This is a genomic window from Klebsiella sp. NPDC088457, from assembly GCF_044900465.1.
Lineage (GTDB): Bacteria > Pseudomonadota > Gammaproteobacteria > Enterobacterales > Enterobacteriaceae > Klebsiella.
Genome location: NZ_JBJDNH010000017.1, coordinates 63,807 through 82,375 on the forward strand (window position 1 = coordinate 63,807; position 18,569 = coordinate 82,375).

An 18,569-nucleotide genomic window follows, 5' to 3' on the forward strand; every position below is an offset into this window, starting at 1 on the left:
ACGGCCGTCGTGAAACGGTGCCCGGCGTTGTATGGCCTGGCTAAGCGGCGCATAGTCGGCGCTGTGCGTTACGGCCTCGGCCGGGCCTGCCGCTCAGCTCAAATCGACGTTTTTACTGGCAAACAGCCAGGTAAAGACGAAGCCGCAGAGGTAGGCAACGGCGAGCCCGGCGGTGTAGACCACCATACCTGCGTAGATCCCGCTTGCCGAGGTCATCAGCGGCAGCGCCACCAGGCCAGAGGGGCCGAACACCGTGTTTAACCCTACCGGCAGACCGAGCCACGCAATCAGGCCGAGGAAGAAACCGCCGCAGGCGCCGCCAATACAGGCGGTGATGAACGGCTTCATTCGCGGCAGGGTGACGCCATAAATCAGCGGTTCGCCAATGCCGAGAAAGCCTGGAATGATCGCCCCTTTAATCTGGGTACGCAGCGTTGAGCCGTGCTTCGCCCGCCAGTAAAGCGCCAGCGCGGCGCCAACCTGCCCGGCTCCCGCCATCGCCAGAATCGGGAACAGCGAGTTAAAACCTTGCGCATCGACCAGCGCAAAATAGACCGGCACAAAACCCTGGTGAACGCCGAACATCACCGCCAGCAGGAACAGCCCGGCCAGCACCGCAGAGCCGAACGGGTTACCGTTGAGATGCAGGAACAGCCACGACATCCCGGTAAACAGCCAGCCGCCAATCGGCATAATCACGGTAAACGTTATCGCGCCCATAATCAGCAGGGTGACCGCCGAGGTGAGGATCATATCGAGGTTGGCTGGCATTATGCGGCGCACCTGTTTTTCCACCCATGCGCCCAGAATCGCGGCAATCAGCACGCCGATAATGTTGCCGCGCGGGTCGATGCCGTGGCCAAAGAAGGTGGTGATCCCGGAATAAAAACCGCTGGTCGCCTCGGGGTTGTAGCCAAGGACAAACAGCGAAGCAACGATCGCTCCGTTGACCCCGGAACCGCCGAACGCCTTCTGCGTGTTATAGCCGATCAGAATGCTGAGGAAGGTGAACATCCCTTTGCTGAAGACTTTCATATAGCCGATCAGCGCGACCAGGGGCGCGTTCGGATGGGCATTTTCCAGCACGAACATCTGCTCCGCCAGCGTTGCGAAGCCGAGCAGCAGCCCGACGGCGATAAAACCAGGGATCAGCGGGGTAAAAATGGTGGCGAATCGGGCAAGAAACCTCTGCACGCCGCTGGTTTGCCTGCTCTTTAGCGCCTGCTTTTTCTCTGATGCGACATCCGCCAGAGAAGGCGAGCCGGCCGGCGCCTCATCCAGCAGCCCGTTCATCATTTCCGCCGCGGTTTGCGCTTTGCCGGGCCCCAGCACCACCTGGAACTGCTCATCGCTGACGATAACCCCCATCACGCCCTCAATCTGGCGGATGGCGGCGCTATCGGCGAGCTGCTCATCACGTAAGGTTAATCGCAGGCGGGTCATACAGTTCCCCGCCTGGGCCACGTTCCCGGCCCCGCCTACATGCGTAAGGATCCGCGCTATCATCTCTTTATTTATTTTTGCCATTGCACGTTACCTGTTTGTCGACGCTTAGGTGTTGCTCAGCGCTTTGCGGATATAGCCGTTATTTTTCGCCAGCAGGGACTGGGCTTCGGCGGCGTTCAGATCCGCCAGTACCATCACAATCGCCGTTTTACAGTGGCGGCCGCAGGCATCAAGTGCGCTTTGCGCCGTGGCGCGATCGCAGTCGGTCGCTTCCATGACGATCGAGACCTGGCGCTCAATCAGCTTCGCGTTGGTCGCTTCGACGTCGACCATCAAATTGCTGTACACCTTGCCGATGCGGATCATGGCGCCGGTGGAGATCATGTTCAGCACCAGCTTCTGCGCGGTTCCCGCCTTCAGGCGGGTGGAGCCGGTGACCACTTCCGGGCCCACTGCCGGCGTGATGGCGACATCGGCTAAACGAGCCATTTCGCCGTGCGGGTTGCAGCTGACGATGGCGACGAAGGCGTTCTGGCTATGGGCATACTCCATGGCGCCGATGACGTACGGCGTGCGCCCGCTGGCCGCCAGGCCAACCAGCACATCGCGATTGCTGAAGCTGAGGTTTTGCAGGTCCATGGCGCCCTGCGCTTTATTGTCTTCCACGTTTTCCACGGCGCTAAGAATCGCTTTATGACCGCCGGCGATAATTCCTACCACCTGCTCCGGGCGGGTGCCGAAGGTCGGCGGACATTCGCTGGCATCAAGGATCCCCAGACGACCGGAGGTTCCCGCGCCGATATAAATCAGGCGCCCCCCGGCCTGCAGCGCCATCGCGACTTTATCCACGACCTGGGCGATTTGCGGCAAATAGGCGGTGATTGCATGGGCCACCTGCTGGTCTTCCTGGTTAATCACCGTCAGCATCTCGACGGTGGACAGGGTGTCGATATTGGCGCTATTGGCGTTGCGACGCTCGGTCAGCAATGTGCTCAGGTCGATACTCATAAAAAAACCTCATCATTCACAGTTAAGCCAGATTTTAAGGAATTAATTATTCCAATCATGTGAAGGCTATCACGATTAGTACTTAACGGATAAGCAGAGATTTGTAGGTATGGCGGGAAGTGATGCAGTAACAATAATGGAATATTTTATTACTGCATCTTTAATTAGCGGGCGGCGTGTGGTTTTGCCAGGCCGAAGAACAGGGCCATCAGATAGCTAATGGTCATGGCGAGACTCATTTTCAGCATCGTTTCACCGCCGAGCCCGGCCAGCGGCGCGGCGATACCGCCGCAGACAAACATTAAGGTTCCCATCAATGCCGAAGCGGTACCTGACTGCGCGCTGCTGACTTCCCCCATCGCTTTTGACCCGGCAACGGTGCTGATGCCGCTCATTAACGACACGGTGAAGAACAGACCGATCAGCGCCGGCAGCGGCAGGTGCAGCCAGGCGAATACCAGCGTGATGGCCGCACACAGAACCGCCAGGCTCAGACCGCCGCGTAGCAGCGCGTCCGCGCTGAAGCGGTGAGAGAGACGGGAGAAGATCTGCGCAGCGATGATCAGCCCGATCCCGTTGACCCCGAACAGCAGGCTGAACTGCAGGGCAGTCATGGCGTATTCGTTCTGAATCACGAATGACGACGAACCGATGTACGAGAACAGGCCGGCCATCATGAAGGCCTGAATCAGGCAGTAGCGCATAAAGCGGCGATTTTTCATAACCGGCGCGTTGTTTTGCTGCGGCGTAGCGGCGTCTTTTGCCGGCAGCGTTTCACGTAGCACCGCCAGGCTCAGGAGCAGCAGTACGCCGCCGATGGCGGCCATCGCCCAGAACAGAACGCGCCAGTCGGAGAGAGTGATGATGTAGCCGCCGATCACCGGCGACACTACCGGGGCGATGCCGTTGACGGTCATCAGCAGAGCGAAAAACTGGGTCAACCGGGCGCCCTGATATTTATCGCGGGCAATCGAACGGGACAGCACCGAACCGCCGGCGCCGGCGAAGCCCTGCAGAAAACGCCATGCAATCAGCAGATGAATATCATGGGTCGTTGCGCACATCGCCGAAGAGAAGATAAACAGCAGCAGCGACAGGATCAGCGGCTTCTGGCGGCCGATGCGGTCGCTCAGCGGGCCAAAAAACAGCTGTCCAAGGCCGAGGCCAATCAACGAGGCCGTCAGCGAAAGCTGGGTTTGCGTACCGGTGGCGTTCAGCTGTTGGGTGATGTCCGGCAGCGCAGGCAGATAGAAGTCGGTACACAGCGGGCCGATAGCGGTTAACAGGCCGAGGACCAGCGCCCACGAGAGAGAGATACGCGGCATAGGAACTCCTTGCGTATGCCGGGCGTTGCCGCCCGGCTGAAAATGGGTTAGCTGGCGCCGCCTCCCAGCGACTGCCAGAGCGTGATCCGGTTTTCGAGGTCGGTTTGCTGCAGGGCGATCAGCGTCGCCTGCGCCGACCACAGCGTGCGCTGGGCGGTCAGGACCGACAGATAATCGCCGACGCCGGTCTGATAGCGTTTCATGGCGATATCCAGCGACGTCTGCTCGGCGGCGACGTACTGGCGCTGGGCATCCAGCTGTTCGCTCAGCGTTTCCCGGCGCGCCAGCGCATCGGCCACGTCTTTAAAGGCGCTCTGGATACTCTTCTCATAGGTGGCGATCAGCCCCTTTTTCTCCGCTTCGGCATAGCGCAACTGGGCCAGATTGCTGCCGCCGGTAAATAGCGGCAGGCTAATCGATGGGGCGAACGACCACACCTGCATCCCGTGACTGAACAGGGAAGATAGCGCATCGCTGCCTACGCCAGCGCTGGCGGTTAGCGAGATGGTGGGGAAGAAGTTGGCTCGCGCCGCGCCGATGTCGGCATTGGCGCCTTTCAGATTATGCTCTGCTTCCTGAATATCCGGGCGACGAAGCAGCACCGACGACGAAACGCCGGCGGGCACCAGGCTAATGCTGTGATCGCCGAGGCTTTCCAGGGTGCCGGGCAACAGGCTATCGGGCACGGTTTCGCCAGCCAGTAAATTGAGCGCATTTTTGTCCTGGGCGACCAGCGTGCGGTAGCTGGCGACGCTGGCGCGGGCCTGCTGATAAACGCTTTCGGCATCGCTGAGATCGCCCGCGGAGGCGGTGCCCACCGCCATCTGGCGGGCGACGATTTGGCGTGAGTTATCGGCGCTGGCCAGGGTCTCCTGCGCCAGCGCCAGATTGCTGTTGTCCGCCGCGAGGGCGACCCAGGCGGTGGTCAGGTCGGCAATCATCGTCAGGCGCGTATTCTGCGCGGTGTATTCGCTGGCGAGCCAGGTCTCCCGCGCGGCGCGGGACAGACTCTGATTCTTGCCGAACAGATCCAGCTCGAAGCTGGAGACCGCGCCGTCGGCTTGTGCCGACGAGGTCAGGCCGCTGGCCACCGTTTTACTACGGGTATGGCTCAGTTCGGCGTCAACGGTCGGGAACAGCGCGGCGCGGGTCTCGCCGTACTGGGCGCGAGCGGCTTCAATATCGGCGAGGGCTTTCTGCAGATCGCGGTTGCTGGTCAGCGCCATGCTGACCACTTTTTTCAGCCGCGCGTCGTTCACCACCTGCTGCCAGCCGCCGATCACCGCGGTGGCTTCGCCGTGGGCGCCGGGTAGCGTGGCGGGAACCGGCGCCGCCGGGCGGATGTAGTCCGGGTCAAGCGAGACGCAGCCTGCGGTCAGGAGTGCGACAAAAACTAAGGTACAACGAAACATAACTTACTCCTGAGACGGGCGTTGGCGGGTGAACAATCGTTTCACCAGCACAAAGAACAGGGGAACGAAGAATACGGCCAGCAGCGTCGCGGTCAGGGTACCGCCGATAATGCCGGTACCGATCGCCACGCGGCTGTTGGCCCCGGCCCCGGTCGCCACCGCCAGCGGCAGCACCCCGGCGATAAACGCCAGCGAGGTCATCACGATGGGGCGCAGACGCGTTTGCGCCGCACGTAGCGCCGCGCGCGACAGCGAGTAACCGTCATCGACCGCCGCTTCGGCAAACTCGACGATCAGGATGGCGTTCTTCGACGACAGGCCGATGGTGGTCAGCAGGGCAACCTGGAAGTAGACATCGTTATTCAGATCGCGCAGCCACGCCGCCAGCGCGGCGCCGAGCAGGCCCAGCGGGATTACCATGATCACCGAGAACGGCACCGACCAGCTTTCATACAGCGCCGCAAGGCACAGGAACACCACCAGAATCGAGATCGCGTACAGGCTCATCGCCTGCCCGCTGGCCAGCTTTTCCTGTAACGACATGCCGCTCCATGCCCAGGTGGTGCCAGCCGGCAGGTTATTGGCCAGCGCTTCCATTTGGTCCATCGCCGCACCCGAGCTGAAGCCGCTGGCGTTCTCACCCTGGATTTCGAAGGCGGCAGAGCCGTTGTAGCGCACCAGGCTTTCCGGGCCATACTGCCAGCGGGTAGTGGCGAAGGCGGAGAACGGCGTCATGCTGTCATCGCTGCCGCGCACAAACCATTTCCCGAGATCGGACGGGACGGCGCGAGCGTCGCTTTCCCCCTGGATATAAACCTTCTTCACCCGCCCGCGATCGATAAAGTCGTTGACGTAGGTTCCGCCCCTGGCGCTGGAGAGCGTATCGGTCACATCGCTCAGCGACAGTCCCAGCGACACGGCTTTGTTATTATCGATATCCACCTGCAGCTGCGGCATCTGCGGCAGGTCATTGGCGCGTACCGACTGGAGCTGCGGGCTTTGGTTGGCGGCGGCCAGCAGCTGACTGCGCATTTTCATCAGGCTATCGCGATCGGTGCCGCCGCTGGCCATCAGTTCAAAGGTAAAGCCGTTGCTCTGGCCCAGACCGTCCACCGATGGCGGTGTCATGGCGAACAGCGAGGCGTCGCGAATGCTGCTTAGATCTTGAGTGGCGCGCAGGGCAATCGCCTGGGCGGTATTCTCTGCCCCTTTACGCTCGGACCAGTTTTTCAGCGAAACGAAGGCCATCCCGGCGTTCTGTCCGCTGCCGCTGAAGTTAAAGCCATCGACGGTAAAGATAACGTTGGTATTGGCCTTTTCTTTGCTAAGGAACCAGTCGGTTACCTGGCGACGTACCTCGGCGGTACGGACCGCGGTGGCGCCCGCCGGGAGGGTGTACTGGACCATGATTTCGCCCTGATCCTCTACCGGCAGAAAGCTCCCCGGCAGCTTCCACATCGCCAGCGCCATGGTGCCGCAGATCAGTACAAAGGCCCCCATCATCACGGCGGAGCGGCGTAGCCCACCGAGTACGCGATGCTGATAGCCCTGTTCGGTACGGCCCCACAGGCGGTTAAAGGCCCCGAAGAATCCTTTGCTGTGCGGCTTAGAATGGGAGAGCAGCGCGCCGCACAGCGCCGGGGTTAAGGTGAGGGCCACCACCACTGACAGCATCATCGCCGAGATAATGGTCACCGAAAACTGGCGGTAGATCACGCCGGTCGAACCGCCGAAGAAGGCCATCGGCAGGAACACCGCCGACAGCACCAGCGCAATTGCGATCAGCGCCCCGGAGATTTCGCCCATCGATTTTTCGGTGGCTTCGCGGGCGGGCAGGCCCTCGTCGCGCATAATACGCTCGACGTTTTCCACCACCACGATGGCGTCATCCACCAGCAGGCCGATGGCCAGCACCATCGCAAACAGGGTCAAGGTGTTGATGGAGTAGCCGAACAGCGCCAGCACGCCAAAGGTACCCAGCAGCACTACCGGCACCGCGACCGCCGGAATCAGCGTGGCGCGGAAGTTTTGCAGGAACAGGTACATCACGCAAACCACCAGGATGATGGCTTCAAACAGCGTTTGAATGACGTCTTCAACCGAGATTTTGATGAACTCGGTGCTGTCCTTCGGGTAGGCGATATCGTAGCCCTGCGGCATCTGCCGCTGGTATTCGGCAATTTTACTTTTCACGCGCGTGGCGGTATCCAGCGCATTGGCCCCCGGGGCCATCATCACCGCGATCCCGGCGGCCGGGTGGCCGTTGAGGTTGGCGGTGGCGGTGTAATCTTCGCTGCCCATCTCCACGCGAGCGACGTCGCTCAGGCGCACCACCGAACCGTCGGATTTGCTCTTCACAATAATGTTTTTGAACTGGTCGACGGTTTGCAGCCGCGACTGGGCGCGGACGGTAGCGGTCAGCTGCTGCGCGCTGGACGATGGCAGGGCGCCGATTTTACCCGCGGAAATTTGCACGTTCTGCGCTTCAATCGCCGTTTGCACATCGGAAGGCATCAGCGCGTAGGACGCCAGCCTGGTGGGATCCATCCAGATACGCATGGCGTATTCCGCGCCGAAAACGCGCAGGCTGCCGACGCCCTCAACGCGCGCCAGCGGGTCCTGCATGTTACTGACCAGCCAGTCGGAAATATCGGAGCTGGTGGCCTTGTTGTTTTTATCGTACACCGCAAGGATCAACAGGAAGTTACTTTGCGATTTCACCACCGTGACGCCGGATTGCTGCACCTCGCTCGGCAGGCGCGATTCCGCCTGCTGGACTTTGTTCTGCACCTGAACCTGGGCGGTATCCGGGTCGGTCCCCTGTTCGAAGGTGACGGTAATATCCACCGAGCCGTCAGAGCTGCTGGTGGAGGTGAAATAGAGCAGGTTATCCAGCCCGGTAAGCTGCTGCTCAATCACCTGAGTGACGCTGTTCTCCAGAGTTTCAGCAGAGGCCCCGGTATAGGTGGCCGAGATTTTTACCGCCGGTGGCGCGACGTCAGGGTATTGGGCAACCGGCAGCGTCTGGATGGCGAGCACCCCGGCGAGCATAATCAGAATAGCGATTACCCAGGCGAAGACCGGGCGGCGCACGAAGAAGCGTGAAAACATCAGGCGTTGCCTCCGTCATGTTTGACTTCGACGGCTTTGACCTGCTGGCCTGCGGCGACTTTACTGGTGCCTTCAACGATCAGCTTATCGCCACTCTTCAGGCCGTTAACCACCAGCCATTTGTCGCCGTAAGCGTCGCCGGTTTCCACTTCCCGCTGTTCCACTTTGTTATTGCCATCGACGATAAGCGCGGTGGCATTGCCTTTGGCATCACGGGTGATGCCCTGCTGCGGCGCCAGAATCGCATCGTCCATAATCCCTTCATCGACGTGGGCGCGTACGAACATGCCCGGTAGCAGGACGTGCTGCGGGTTGGGGAAGACCGCGCGCAGCGTGACCGAGCCGGTTGACTCATCCACCGCCACTTCGGTCAGCGCCAGGCGGCCTTTTTCGCTATAGGTGCTGCCGTCTTCGAGGGTTAACGACACGCTGAACGTGTTGCTATCGGTCGCCAGCGTCTGTTTGCGCAGGCGCAGCAGATCGACGCTGGAGCGGGTGAGATCGACATACATGGTGTCCAGCCCGCGGATCGTTGCCAGCGCGGTATCCTGATCGGCTGAAACCAGCGCGCCTGGGGTGACGGAGGAGATGCCGATCCGTCCGGCAATCGGTGCGGTAACGGTGGTCCAGTTCAGGTTAATACGGGCGCTCTCCAGCGCCGCCTTTTTCGACTCCACGCTGGCCTTGTCCTGATTGCAGGTGGAGATCGCATCGTCGGCATCCTGACGGGAAACGCCGTTGTCCTTCACCAACGCCGCGTAGCGCTGGGCTTTCTGACAGTCGGATGTCACCAGCGACTGGGCCTGCTTGAGCGCGGCGGCGGCTTCGTTATAGGCCGCGCGGTAGCTGGCGGGGTCGATTTGATACAGCGCCTGGCCGGCCTTCACCATGTCGCCCTCGGTAAACAGGCGTTTTTGAATGATGCCGCCGACCTGCGGGCGTACCTCGGCGCTCAGCGACGCGGTGGTGCGGCCGGTCAGGTCGCTGATCAGCGAAACGGGCTGACGCTTCAGGGTGACGACGCCGACTTCTACCGTCGTCTGGGGGGGTGTGGATGTGGGCGTATTATCGCATCCGCTCAGGATGAATAATGCCGCTGCGATGGGAAGTATTGTGTATTTCATTATATTTTCTCAGGATGAACGACGTCCTCCCCGTTAATTAAATAACGGGGTTCAGGCCAGGCGATAACGCATCTCCGGATTAACGGAAACGACAAAAAGGGAATTTAAAATTCCCTGTTGATTAATTGCAGTTAATTATTTAGCCATCAGCAACATAGTGGTTATTTCCCGATAGAGTTTTTCGAGGACTTCTGGCGCCACCGTTTGCGGGATCAGGCGGCGGTAAATCGTCCCTTCCATCATCACCGCGGTGATCTCAACGCAGCAGCGGATGCGCTCCTCGCTAAGATGCGGGTGCGCTTTGTGGATATGCGCACAGGCGTTGGCAAACATCCGCTGGTCCGCTTCCACCATCATGGCGGCGATGTGCGGATTGCGGGTCGCCTCGGCGGCCATTTCCAGCATCAGCGCGTCATCGTCTGCATCTAACGTGTGCCGCCATGCGAGTATCCCTGGGATTTGGTCGGTTTGTATTTTGCCGTCCATCTCGGCGATGCGGCAATCGATGATGCGGCGAATCATCTCTGCGATGATGGCATCTTTACTGGCAAAATAACGGTATATTTGTCCGACACTTAGCTTCGCTTCGCTGGCGATTTGCGCCATGCTGGCCCCGTGAAAACCATGCTGGCGGAAGCAGCGGCGTGCGGCAGTGATGATTTCATCCTGCCGAAGTTTTTGCCGGACGGCCAGGGCATTGCTCATGGTTTTCTCCGTGGTAGTGTAGAGTGAGAATGATCATTCTCATTTCTCCCTCATTATACGTTTCCAGCGGATGATGGAAAGGTTTTTTTGGTTAAAAATAAGCAATGGAAATTTAGACAGGAAATAATGGAGAAAATAAGTATTTTTTGTGAAAGTAAGGTGGTGGTTTAACTTAATAATATTTAATTAAGGAGAAAACGGATGGCGCTAATAATGACAACCAGCATTAATCCCGCGGATCAAGAAGAGTTGCTGGCGGGGCTGCGGGAATACAACCTGCGCTATCTGGACCCGGCGCAGTTTGGTGAGCTGGGGGTATATCTCCGCGACGAGGCCGGAGTCATGCAGGGTGGACTGATCGGCAAAAGACAGGCTAACTGGCTGTGTATTCAGTATTTATGGGTCAGCGAAGCCGCGCGCGGCAGCGGGCTGGGCGGCGAGCTGATGCGCAACGCGGAAAAGCAGGCGCGTGAAGAGGGGTGTCACCATGCGCTGGTGGATACCTTCAGCTTCCAGGCCCTGCCGTTTTATCAAAAACAGGGTTATCAGCTGCAGATGACGCTCCCCGATTTCCCGCACGTCGGTATGGCGCGCCATTACCTGGCGAAAGCGCTGTAGCCCGCTAAGCAAAAGCACGACCCGGTGCGCTTATCCGCCAATGCCCTGGTGGATCAGCGTCAGCGCGTTGCTGACAATGGTCTGTCGGGAGACTGCGGATAAACGCCCGTCGGTGCGCATGCGTGAAAACGGCACCAGCACCAGGCTAATCAGGGTGGTAAACAGCAGCTCCGGCGACAGGGCCGGGTTGAGTTTACCTTCCTGCTGCCAGCGCTTCACCGTCTCCATCATCCGGTCATATTTATCATCGCCAAAGCGCGCGTGCATATGCTGGCGCAGTACCGGCATCTCGCCAATCATCTCCTGCATCCACAGCGGCGCAAACCAGGTATGTTTCTCCGCCAGGACGCCCAGGGTCTCGATCAGCAGTGCCAAAGCGGTCATCGGATCCTGCGGATGAGCGATGAAAATCTTGCTGATCTCGTTACGCAGCGGCATAAAGCGCTCTTCCAGCAGCTGGTCCACTAACGTTTCCCGTGAGCTGAAATAGTAATTCAGCATGGCTGGCGTCACCCCGGCCTCTTTGGCAATGGCATTGAGCGAGGTATGGGCGATGCCCTGGCGGGCAAACAGCGCCAGGGCAATATCCATCAGCTGCTCGCGGCTGGCGGTACCGGATTGTTTACCCCGCGGCCGGCCGGGACGGCGGGGGACGTCATTGTCTTTTTGTGCGGTCATTTCTGCGGGCTCTCTTGACGCGATCCATCATTTCCCTAAATATTAATTATGCATTTAATTAATTTCAAGCGAGTGATGTGATGACGTCTCAAGTCGCAACCCAACCCGCACCGCCGATTCGTCTGCTGTTCAGCGCGTTGATACTGGTGATGCTGTTGGCGGCGTTGGATCAAACCATCGTCTCAACGGCGCTGCCGACAATCGTCGGCGAACTGGGCGGGCTGGATAAGCTCTCCTGGGTGGTGACCGCCTATATCCTCAGCTCGACGATCGTGGTGCCGCTATACGGTAAATTCGGCGATCTGTTTGGGCGCAAAATTGTGCTCCAGGTCGCGATAGTCCTGTTCCTCGTCGGCTCCGCGCTTTGCGGGCTGGCGCAGAATATGACCCAGCTGGTGTTGATGCGGGCGCTGCAGGGGCTGGGCGGCGGCGGCCTGATGGTGATCAGCATGGCGGCCGTCGCCGATGTGATCCCGCCGGCTAACCGCGGCCGCTATCAGGGATTATTTGGCGGCGTGTTCGGTCTGGCAACGGTGGTCGGGCCGTTAATCGGCGGCTTCCTGGTGCAGCACGCGTCATGGCGCTGGATTTTCTACATCAACCTGCCGCTGGGGCTGTTTGCGCTGCTGGTGATCGGCGCGGTATTCCAAAGTAGCAACAAACGTAGCCAGCATCAGATTGACTGGCTGGGGGCGATTTACCTGAGCATGGCGCTGCTGTGCATCATCCTCTTCACTTCCGAAGGGGGCAGCGTGCGCGCGTGGAACGAGCCGCAGCTGTGGTGCATTCTGGCCTTTGGTGTGGTGGGGATCGTTGGTTTTGTGTATGAAGAGCGGCTGGCCGTTGAGCCCATTATTCCGCTCTCCTTGTTCCGCAACCGCAGCTTCCTGCTGTGCAGCATGATTGGGTTTGTTATCGGTATGTCGCTGTTTGGCTCGGTCACCTTCCTGCCGCTCTACCTGCAGGTGGTGAAAGCCGCGACGCCGACCGAAGCCGGGCTACAGCTGATCCCGCTGATGGGTGGCCTGCTGGTGACCTCAATCGTCAGCGGACGCATTATCAGCCGCACCGGTAAATACCGCCTGTTTCCGATTCTCGGCACGCTGCTGGGGGTGGTGGGGATGGTGCTGCTGACGCGCATTACGATTCACTCGCCGATGTGGCAACTGTATCTGTTTACCGGCGTGCTGGGGATGGGCCTGGGACTGGTGATGCAGGTGCTGGTGCTGGCGGTACAGAACGCCATGCCGGCACAGATGTACGGCGTGGCGACCTCCGGGGTGACGCTGTTCCGCTCGATCGGCGGTTCTATCGGCGTGGCGCTGTTTGGCGCGGTGTTTACCCATGTACTGCAAAATAACCTGCAGCGCCTGCTGCCGGCAGGGGCGGAGCTACCGCGGGCGCTGAACCCGGCGGCGGTGCAGAATCTGCCATCTGAAATTCGCCTCGACTATCTCGATGCCTTTGGCTCGGCGATTCATGCCGCCTTCCTGATGGCGGCCGGTATTATGGCGATAGCTTTCCTGCTTTCATGGCTGTTGAAAGAGGTGCCGCTGAAACAGGCGGCGCGCTAAGCGGTCGCCGCAATGCGTAACAGCGCCTGGCGCAGCGCGGGGGCGGCGAAATCGATAAACTTCCGCAGCTTAAGCGGAGCCAGATCGCGGGCGATATACAGCAAATGAACCGGGGCCGGTGCCGGCTCCATGGTGTCCAGGATCAGCCTGAGTTCGCCGCGGGCCAGGCCATCAATCGCCTGATAGTGCAGCAGGCGCGCTACGCCGGCCCCGAGACGAGCGGCATCGGCGGCGCTTTCCGGGGTCGTGACCGACAGAACCGGTTGCAGAACCACCCGCTGGTCTTCCACCCCGGAGGTGCGGAACTGCCAGCCGTTATAGGGCATCGGCGATTCAATGCTAACGATCGGCAGCGCGGCCAGATCGCGGGGGCGCTGCGGCATACCGTATTTCTCCAGCAGCGCCGGGTGGGCGCAGGTCACGATACGCATCTCGCCCACCCGGATGGCGACCATGCCGCTGTCCGGCAGCGCGCCAATGCGCACCGCGAGATCGATATGCTCGTCGATCAGGTCGGCATTACGGTCGCTGAGCAGTAAACGGACGCGAATTTGCGGGTATCGGGCGAGAAAAGCGGTCACTACCGGGAGAACGTGCTGGCGGCCAAACATCGTCGGCGCCGCGATGACCAGTTCCCCCTTCGGCTGCTGATACTCCCCTGCCGCCCGGCGTTCGGCATTTTCCACCTCTTCCAGAATCCGCCGCGCGGCGGCGACATAGTCAACCCCGGCATCGGTCAGCGTCAGTTTGCGGGTAGTTCGGGCCAGCAGGCGCACGCCGAGCGCGCTCTCCAGCTCGGCAATATGGCGGCTGACGGTGGTCAGCGGCATGTTCAGCGCCCGCGAGGCGGCCGACATACTGCCCAGATCGGTGACTTTCACCAGCAGCGCCATGGCGCTTAAGCGATCCATGATTATCCCGTTTATCGGAAAGATGATTGCCAGTATCCCAGTATTATCATTTCTTACAGTAGAGTCCATGCTGAGTGCAGCAAGATTGCGTTCGGAGGGGCTATGTCAGGGGACTTTCTCACTATCGCCATCACGCCAGATGTGATGGACGTGCAGCATGAAATGGGCAGCGATGGGCTATGGCAGTATCGCCAGCGCCGGGGCGAGCGTTTCAGCGCCAGCGAAGCGGAGATGATCGCCAGCCGCGACAGTTTTTATCTGGCGACCGTATCGCAAACCGACTGGCCCTATATTCAGCACCGCGGCGGGCCGCCGGGGTTTCTCCAGCTGCTTGACGACACCACCCTGGCGATGGCCGACTTTGGCGGTAACCGCCAGTACATCACCACCGGAAACCTGCGTAGTCGCGACCGCGCGTGCCTGTTTTTGATGGATTACCCGCGCCGTGCCAGGCTGAAAATCTATGCCACCGTCGAGGTGCTAGCGACGGACGATGCTCCCGGGCTGCTGGCGCGGCTGACGCCGGAAAATTACCGGGCTCGCGTGGAGCGCTTGTACCGCTTTCACCTGCAGGCGTTCGACTGGAACTGCCCGCAGCACATCACGCCGCGCTACAGCGCCCGCCAGGTGGCGGAGTATAGCCAGACCTTGCAGCTACGCATCCGTGAGCTGGAAGAGGAAAACTCGCGGCTGCAATCACAGTTAACGTTAAAAGGAGAACATCAATGACCGAACAACGTCCGCCGCTGCCGCCCTTTACCCGCGAAAGCGCAGTGCAAAAGGTGCGGGCCGCCGAAGATGGCTGGAACAGCCGGGATGCGCATAAGGTGGCGCTGGCCTATACCATCGACAGCCAGTGGCGCAACCGCAGCGAATTTGTCCATGGACGCGCGGAAATTATCGGCTTTCTGACGCGAAAATGGCAAAAAGAGCAGCAATATCGGCTGATTAAGGAGCTGTGGGCGTGGAAGGATAACCGCATCGCGGTACGGTTTGCCTACGAGTGGTGCGACGACAGCGGGAACTGGTTCCGCTCATACGGTAATGAAAACTGGGAGTTCGATGAGCATGGCCTGATGCGCACCCGCTATGCCTGCATCAACGACCTGCCGATTGAGGAAAGCGAACGCCTGTTCCACTGGCCCCAGGGTCGCCGTCCTGACGATCATCCGGGGCTGAGCGAGCTCGGGCTGTAGCCGGCTTCTTTGCCATCAGCGCCTGCCGTTATTGCGGCAGGCGAGCGGCTGCGGTAGCCCGGCCGAAGGCGTTTACGCCGCCAGCGGGGAACAGCGCCGGACAATTGACGCGATCACCTACCCATACAGTCAAACAGCGGCAGATGATTTTATTTCCTGTTGCGACTTTTGCAGTTTAAAACCTGCGCCTAAAGTCGTTATAGTTTCGGATGAAAAATAATAACGATTTTCTATGGACTGACAGGGTAAAAATGATGACATTGCGTTTACGGACAGCCGCCGCCGTGGTGCTGGCGGGTCTGCTGCTGGCGGGCTGCGACCAGAAAGGTAGCGATGCGAAACACATTAAAGTCGGCGTGATCAACGGCGCGGAACAGGATGTGGCAGAAGTCGCGAAAAAGGTCGCCAAAGAGAAATATGGCCTTGATGTCGAACTGGTGGGCTTCAGCGGTTCGCTGTTGCCGAACGAGGCGACAAACGCCGGGGATCTGGACGCTAACGTCTTCCAGCACCGGCCGTTCCTTGAACAAGATAATAAAGCGCATAGCTACCATCTGGTGGCGGTCGGCAACACCTTCGTGTTCCCGATGGCGGGCTATTCGCGCAAAATTAAGTCGCTGGCCGAGCTGAAAGACGGCGCCACCATCGCCATTCCGAACGACCCCACCAACCTTGGCCGCGCGTTGCTCCTGTTGCAAAAAGAGCAGTTGGTAACCCTCAAAGCGGGCACCGGCCTGCTGCCGACGGCGGTGGATATCACCGCCAACCCGCATAACCTGAACATCATGGAACTGGAAGGGGCGCAGCTGCCGCGCGTGCTTGACGACCCGAAGGTCGATGTCGCGATCATCAGCACCACCTACCTCCAGCAAACCGGACTGTCGCCGGTGCGTGACGGGATCTTCATTGAAGATAAAAACTCGCCGTATGTGAATATCATCGTCACCCGCGAAGAGAATAAAGACGCGGAAAACGTGAAGGAATTCATGCAGTCCTATCAGTCGCCGGAAGTGGCGAAGGCGGCAGAGACCATCTTCAACGGCGGCGCGGTCCCGGGCTGGTAATCGTCAACACAAGGAGGAGTGAATATGGTCCGCCAGCGTCAGGCCGATCTGCTGCTGATCGCCGCAACGGTTATCGCCGCATGTGGATGGATATTTTCGCGTGAGGCCATTGCAGGGATGCCGGTTTTCGCCTTCCTCGGCCTGCGGTTCTTTTTTGCCGCCCTGCTGCTGCTGCCGTTCTGCCGCGGCTTTCGCGTGGAGAAGCAGCACTGGCGGCGGATTGTCATCAGCGGGCTGTGGTTTGCGCTGAACCTGTGCCTGTGGATTTACTCGGTGTCGACCACCGCCTCGCTGGGTGAGGGGGCGTTTATCATGAGCCTGTCGATGCTGTTTGTGCCGCTCACCGCATGGGCGATGATGAAAGCGCGTCCGGCGCGGGCGTACTGGGAGTGCCTGCCGGTGGCGATCGTTGGCCTCGGGCTACTTAGCTTGCATATGCCGATTGCGTTTCACCCCAGCCAGGGCTGGTTTCTGCTGACCGCGCTGGTGCAGTCGATTTGGTTTTGCTACACCAGCAGCTGCGCCCGCGAGGTGCCGCTGATCCCGCTCACCACCGTGCAGCTGGGGATCACCGGGCTGGTTGGGCTGGGGATCTCCGCCGCCGTAGAAACCTGGGATCAGCCGTTTACGCTGCCAACCTTTGGCTGGCTGCTGGCCAGTATCGTCATCGCCACCAGTCTACGCTTTGGCCTGCAAATGAAGGGGCAGAAGTACGCGGCGGTGGCGAGCGCCGCGATTATTATGGTGCTGGAGCCGCTGCTGACGGTGATTGCCGCCGCGTTGTGGTATGGCGAGCAGCTGCCGCTGCAGAAGATTATCGGCGGCATGCTGATCCTGGTCGCCCAGCTGTGGTTCCGCTGGCGGATGCTCAGGCCATTACGCTAAACCGTTATGCTGCTGCGCCATCAGATGCAGCAGCGGCACCAGCGACAGCCCGTCAGGCATCTCGCCGCGGGCGATCAGCTGGCTGATTTCGGCGAACGTAAACCAGCCCGTTTCCATCACTTCATCCTGATCCGCATCCATTCCGACGAACGCCAGATCGCGGGCCAGCCAGGTGATAAACAGCTGGTCGCTGCTGCCGTAGGACGGGTTGTAGCGGATAAGCTCTTCAACATCTTGCGCCTGGTAGCCGGTCTCTTCCCGCAGCTCGCGCAGCGCCGCCGCGCGCGGCTCTTCGCCTTCATCAATACCACCGGAGGGAATCGCCCACACTACCCGATCGATCAGATAGCGGTAGTGGCGAATCAGCAGCACTTTGTCCTGCTGCATGGCCACGATACCTACCGCCGGGCGCGGGTAGTGGATGGAGTAAAAATCGCGACGTTCGGCGTCGGTGACGTCGATCGCCACCTTGCGCATGCTGAACCACGGGGTGTGCGCGATCACCTCGGCGTCGTGCATATCGGCGGCGGTGAGTCTCTTCTTCATGATGGCCACTTCTCCTGAAAAGGGGGCGTTCAGCACACCATAGCCGGGAGCGGATGGCAACCGCGCGAAGTTGGCCCAATCTCATCGCTCATTGCCCAAATGCCCATATTGCCGCAGGCTTGTGGGACGTACGATGTTCGCCAGCTTACCTGGAAGAGGAGTGAACATCATGAAAATGACCCATATCCGTAATTCGACTCAGATAATTGAATATGCAGGAAAAAAATTCCTGATTGACCCGATGCTGGCGGATCGGGGCGCCTGGCCGGGCTTTCCCGGCACCGCCCGCGCCGGGCTGCGTAACCCGCTGGTAGAACTGCCTTTTCCCCGCGCCATCATTGTGGATGTTGACGCCGCGATCGTGACCCATACTCATCTCGATCACTGGGATGAGGCGGCGATCGCCGCGATCCCGAAAACGCTGCCGGTGTTTGTCCAGCACGAGGCCGATGCCCGGCTGCTGCGCGAACAGGGATTTGTCGATATTCGCCTGCTTGCGGCAGAGAGCGAATTTGCCGGTATCGCCCTGCAGAAAACCACCTCCGGGCAGCACGGCAGCGACCGCGCCTACGCCGTACCGGCCATGGCGGAGCGCCTTGGCGAGGCCTGTGGCGTGGTGTTTCGTCATCCGCAGGAGAAAACGCTATGGCTGGTGGGCGACACCCTCTGGCGCCCTGACATTGAGGCCGATATGCTGCGACTGCGCCCCGATGTGGTGGTGCTGAATGCCGGGTATGCGCACGCGATCGGCTTCGGCCCGATTATTATGGGTAAAGAGGATGTGCTGAAAACGCACTTCACCCTACCGGAGGCGAAAATTGTCGCCATCCATCTCGAGGCGATAAACCACTGTCTGCTCAGCCGCGAGGAGCTGCGCGAGTATGTGGCTGATAATCAGATTGCCGACGTAGTCAGCATCCCGCAGGATGGGGAAAGTATTATCTTTTAAACCAGCAGCGGGGGAGC

The 18,569-nt window shown here is 60.0% G+C and carries 17 protein-coding genes; 7 read left to right on the forward strand and 10 right to left on the reverse strand.

What is annotated here, in order from left to right; genetic code table 11:
- Window positions 1-93: 93 nt before the first annotated feature.
- The 7 genes from murP to ACI2JR_RS12875 all read right to left on the reverse strand — a co-directional run bounded on the left by murP (window position 94) and on the right by ACI2JR_RS12875 (window position 10,131).
- Window positions 94-1,527 (reverse strand): PTS N-acetylmuramic acid transporter subunit IIBC, encoded by a 1,434-nt coding sequence (gene murP / locus ACI2JR_RS12845; protein WP_462478697.1) that lies wholly within the window; start codon window positions 1,525-1,527, stop codon window positions 94-96.
- Window positions 1,528-1,551: 24 nt separating this feature from the next.
- Entirely contained in the window at window positions 1,552-2,454 is a 903-nt protein-coding gene (gene murQ / locus ACI2JR_RS12850; protein WP_132729219.1) for an N-acetylmuramic acid 6-phosphate etherase, read from the reverse strand.
- Window positions 2,455-2,618: 164 nt separating this feature from the next.
- Window positions 2,619-3,779, reverse strand: a complete 1,161-nt coding sequence (locus tag ACI2JR_RS12855; RefSeq protein ID WP_132729220.1) for a multidrug effflux MFS transporter — start codon at window positions 3,777-3,779, stop codon at window positions 2,619-2,621.
- A 47-nt stretch (window positions 3,780-3,826) separates the two neighbouring features.
- Entirely contained in the window at window positions 3,827-5,191 is a 1,365-nt protein-coding gene (locus tag ACI2JR_RS12860) for an efflux transporter outer membrane subunit (protein WP_462478698.1), read from the reverse strand.
- A gap of 3 nt (window positions 5,192-5,194) precedes the next feature.
- On the reverse strand, window positions 5,195-8,302 hold the full coding sequence (locus ACI2JR_RS12865; RefSeq protein WP_462478699.1) for an efflux RND transporter permease subunit: 3,108 nt from the start codon (window positions 8,300-8,302) through the stop codon (window positions 5,195-5,197).
- The gene (locus ACI2JR_RS12870) at window positions 8,302-9,426 is read right to left on the reverse strand and encodes an efflux RND transporter periplasmic adaptor subunit (protein WP_132729226.1); all 1,125 of its coding nucleotides are present in this window, start codon (window positions 9,424-9,426) and stop codon (window positions 8,302-8,304) included. The genes ACI2JR_RS12865 and ACI2JR_RS12870 overlap by 1 nt, the downstream gene beginning before the upstream one ends.
- A 135-nt stretch (window positions 9,427-9,561) precedes the next feature.
- Window positions 9,562-10,131, reverse strand: a complete 570-nt coding sequence (locus tag ACI2JR_RS12875; RefSeq protein WP_462478700.1) for a TetR/AcrR family transcriptional regulator — start codon at window positions 10,129-10,131, stop codon at window positions 9,562-9,564.
- Window positions 10,132-10,332: 201 nt separating this feature from the next.
- Between ACI2JR_RS12875 and ACI2JR_RS12880 the strand changes: the two genes are divergently transcribed.
- On the forward strand, window positions 10,333-10,749 hold the full coding sequence (locus ACI2JR_RS12880; protein ID WP_462478701.1) for a GNAT family N-acetyltransferase: 417 nt from the start codon (window positions 10,333-10,335) through the stop codon (window positions 10,747-10,749).
- A 30-nt stretch (window positions 10,750-10,779) separates the two neighbouring features.
- Here ACI2JR_RS12880 and ACI2JR_RS12885 read toward each other — a convergent pair whose 3' ends face one another.
- Window positions 10,780-11,427: a TetR/AcrR family transcriptional regulator gene (locus ACI2JR_RS12885; RefSeq protein ID WP_132729232.1), complete on the reverse strand. Its 648-nt coding sequence runs from the start codon at window positions 11,425-11,427 to the stop codon at window positions 10,780-10,782.
- 80 nt (window positions 11,428-11,507) lie between these two features.
- Here ACI2JR_RS12885 and ACI2JR_RS12890 point away from each other — a divergent pair, with 80 nt between their 5' ends.
- Window positions 11,508-13,001 (forward strand): MDR family MFS transporter, encoded by a 1,494-nt coding sequence (locus tag ACI2JR_RS12890; protein ID WP_462478702.1) that lies wholly within the window; start codon window positions 11,508-11,510, stop codon window positions 12,999-13,001.
- On the opposite strand, the gene ACI2JR_RS12895 is transcribed toward ACI2JR_RS12890, so the two are convergent.
- Window positions 12,998-13,912 (reverse strand): LysR family transcriptional regulator, encoded by a 915-nt coding sequence (locus tag ACI2JR_RS12895; protein ID WP_132729236.1) that lies wholly within the window; start codon window positions 13,910-13,912, stop codon window positions 12,998-13,000. The genes ACI2JR_RS12890 and ACI2JR_RS12895 overlap by 4 nt on opposite strands.
- 102 nt (window positions 13,913-14,014) lie before the next feature.
- Between ACI2JR_RS12895 and ACI2JR_RS12900 the strand changes: the two genes are divergently transcribed.
- The 4 genes from ACI2JR_RS12900 (at window position 14,015) to ACI2JR_RS12915 (ending at window position 17,057) form a co-directional block, all read left to right on the forward strand.
- A complete protein-coding gene (locus ACI2JR_RS12900) occupies window positions 14,015-14,641 on the forward strand; it encodes a pyridoxamine 5'-phosphate oxidase family protein (protein WP_462478703.1) in 627 nt (208 codons plus the stop codon).
- Window positions 14,638-15,108 carry a DUF1348 family protein gene (locus ACI2JR_RS12905; RefSeq protein WP_462478704.1) on the forward strand — a complete coding sequence of 157 codons (471 nt, stop codon included), beginning with the start codon at window positions 14,638-14,640 and terminating at the stop codon, window positions 15,106-15,108. Before ACI2JR_RS12900 ends, ACI2JR_RS12905 begins: the two co-directional genes overlap by 4 nt.
- Before the next feature lie 254 nt (window positions 15,109-15,362).
- On the forward strand, window positions 15,363-16,172 hold the full coding sequence (nlpA, locus tag ACI2JR_RS12910; RefSeq protein WP_132729476.1) for a lipoprotein NlpA: 810 nt from the start codon (window positions 15,363-15,365) through the stop codon (window positions 16,170-16,172).
- Between the two features lie 24 nt (window positions 16,173-16,196).
- Entirely contained in the window at window positions 16,197-17,057 is an 861-nt protein-coding gene (locus tag ACI2JR_RS12915; RefSeq protein ID WP_132729242.1) for a DMT family transporter, read from the forward strand.
- On the opposite strand, the gene ACI2JR_RS12920 is transcribed toward ACI2JR_RS12915, so the two are convergent.
- A complete protein-coding gene (locus tag ACI2JR_RS12920; protein WP_132729244.1) occupies window positions 17,049-17,603 on the reverse strand; it encodes an NUDIX domain-containing protein in 555 nt (184 codons plus the stop codon). The genes ACI2JR_RS12915 and ACI2JR_RS12920 overlap by 9 nt on opposite strands.
- A gap of 169 nt (window positions 17,604-17,772) precedes the next feature.
- Between ACI2JR_RS12920 and ACI2JR_RS12925 the strand changes: the two genes are divergently transcribed.
- A complete protein-coding gene (locus ACI2JR_RS12925) occupies window positions 17,773-18,552 on the forward strand; it encodes an MBL fold metallo-hydrolase (RefSeq protein WP_462478705.1) in 780 nt (259 codons plus the stop codon).
- Window positions 18,553-18,569: the final 17 nt, after the last annotated feature.

What these genes read in the sequence shown, in the direction of transcription:
- murP (WP_462478697.1), bottom strand. Translation starts at nt 1,527, where the DNA reads ATGGCAAAAATAAATAAAGAGATGATAGCGCGGATCCTTACGCATGTA.
- murQ (WP_132729219.1), bottom strand. Translation starts at nt 2,454, where the DNA reads ATGAGTATCGACCTGAGCACATTGCTGACCGAGCGTCGCAACGCCAAT.
- ACI2JR_RS12855 (WP_132729220.1), bottom strand. Translation starts at nt 3,779, where the DNA reads ATGCCGCGTATCTCTCTCTCGTGGGCGCTGGTCCTCGGCCTGTTAACC.
- ACI2JR_RS12860 (WP_462478698.1), bottom strand. Translation starts at nt 5,191, where the DNA reads ATGTTTCGTTGTACCTTAGTTTTTGTCGCACTCCTGACCGCAGGCTGC.
- ACI2JR_RS12865 (WP_462478699.1), bottom strand. Translation starts at nt 8,302, where the DNA reads ATGTTTTCACGCTTCTTCGTGCGCCGCCCGGTCTTCGCCTGGGTAATC.
- ACI2JR_RS12870 (WP_132729226.1), bottom strand. Translation starts at nt 9,426, where the DNA reads ATGAAATACACAATACTTCCCATCGCAGCGGCATTATTCATCCTGAGC.
- ACI2JR_RS12875 (WP_462478700.1), bottom strand. Translation starts at nt 10,131, where the DNA reads ATGAGCAATGCCCTGGCCGTCCGGCAAAAACTTCGGCAGGATGAAATC.
- ACI2JR_RS12880 (WP_462478701.1), top strand. Translation starts at nt 10,333, where the DNA reads ATGGCGCTAATAATGACAACCAGCATTAATCCCGCGGATCAAGAAGAG.
- ACI2JR_RS12885 (WP_132729232.1), bottom strand. Translation starts at nt 11,427, where the DNA reads ATGACCGCACAAAAAGACAATGACGTCCCCCGCCGTCCCGGCCGGCCG.
- ACI2JR_RS12890 (WP_462478702.1), top strand. Translation starts at nt 11,508, where the DNA reads ATGACGTCTCAAGTCGCAACCCAACCCGCACCGCCGATTCGTCTGCTG.
- ACI2JR_RS12895 (WP_132729236.1), bottom strand. Translation starts at nt 13,912, where the DNA reads ATGGATCGCTTAAGCGCCATGGCGCTGCTGGTGAAAGTCACCGATCTG.
- ACI2JR_RS12900 (WP_462478703.1), top strand. Translation starts at nt 14,015, where the DNA reads ATGTCAGGGGACTTTCTCACTATCGCCATCACGCCAGATGTGATGGAC.
- ACI2JR_RS12905 (WP_462478704.1), top strand. Translation starts at nt 14,638, where the DNA reads ATGACCGAACAACGTCCGCCGCTGCCGCCCTTTACCCGCGAAAGCGCA.
- nlpA (WP_132729476.1), top strand. Translation starts at nt 15,363, where the DNA reads ATGACATTGCGTTTACGGACAGCCGCCGCCGTGGTGCTGGCGGGTCTG.
- ACI2JR_RS12915 (WP_132729242.1), top strand. Translation starts at nt 16,197, where the DNA reads ATGGTCCGCCAGCGTCAGGCCGATCTGCTGCTGATCGCCGCAACGGTT.
- ACI2JR_RS12920 (WP_132729244.1), bottom strand. Translation starts at nt 17,603, where the DNA reads ATGAAGAAGAGACTCACCGCCGCCGATATGCACGACGCCGAGGTGATC.
- ACI2JR_RS12925 (WP_462478705.1), top strand. Translation starts at nt 17,773, where the DNA reads ATGAAAATGACCCATATCCGTAATTCGACTCAGATAATTGAATATGCA.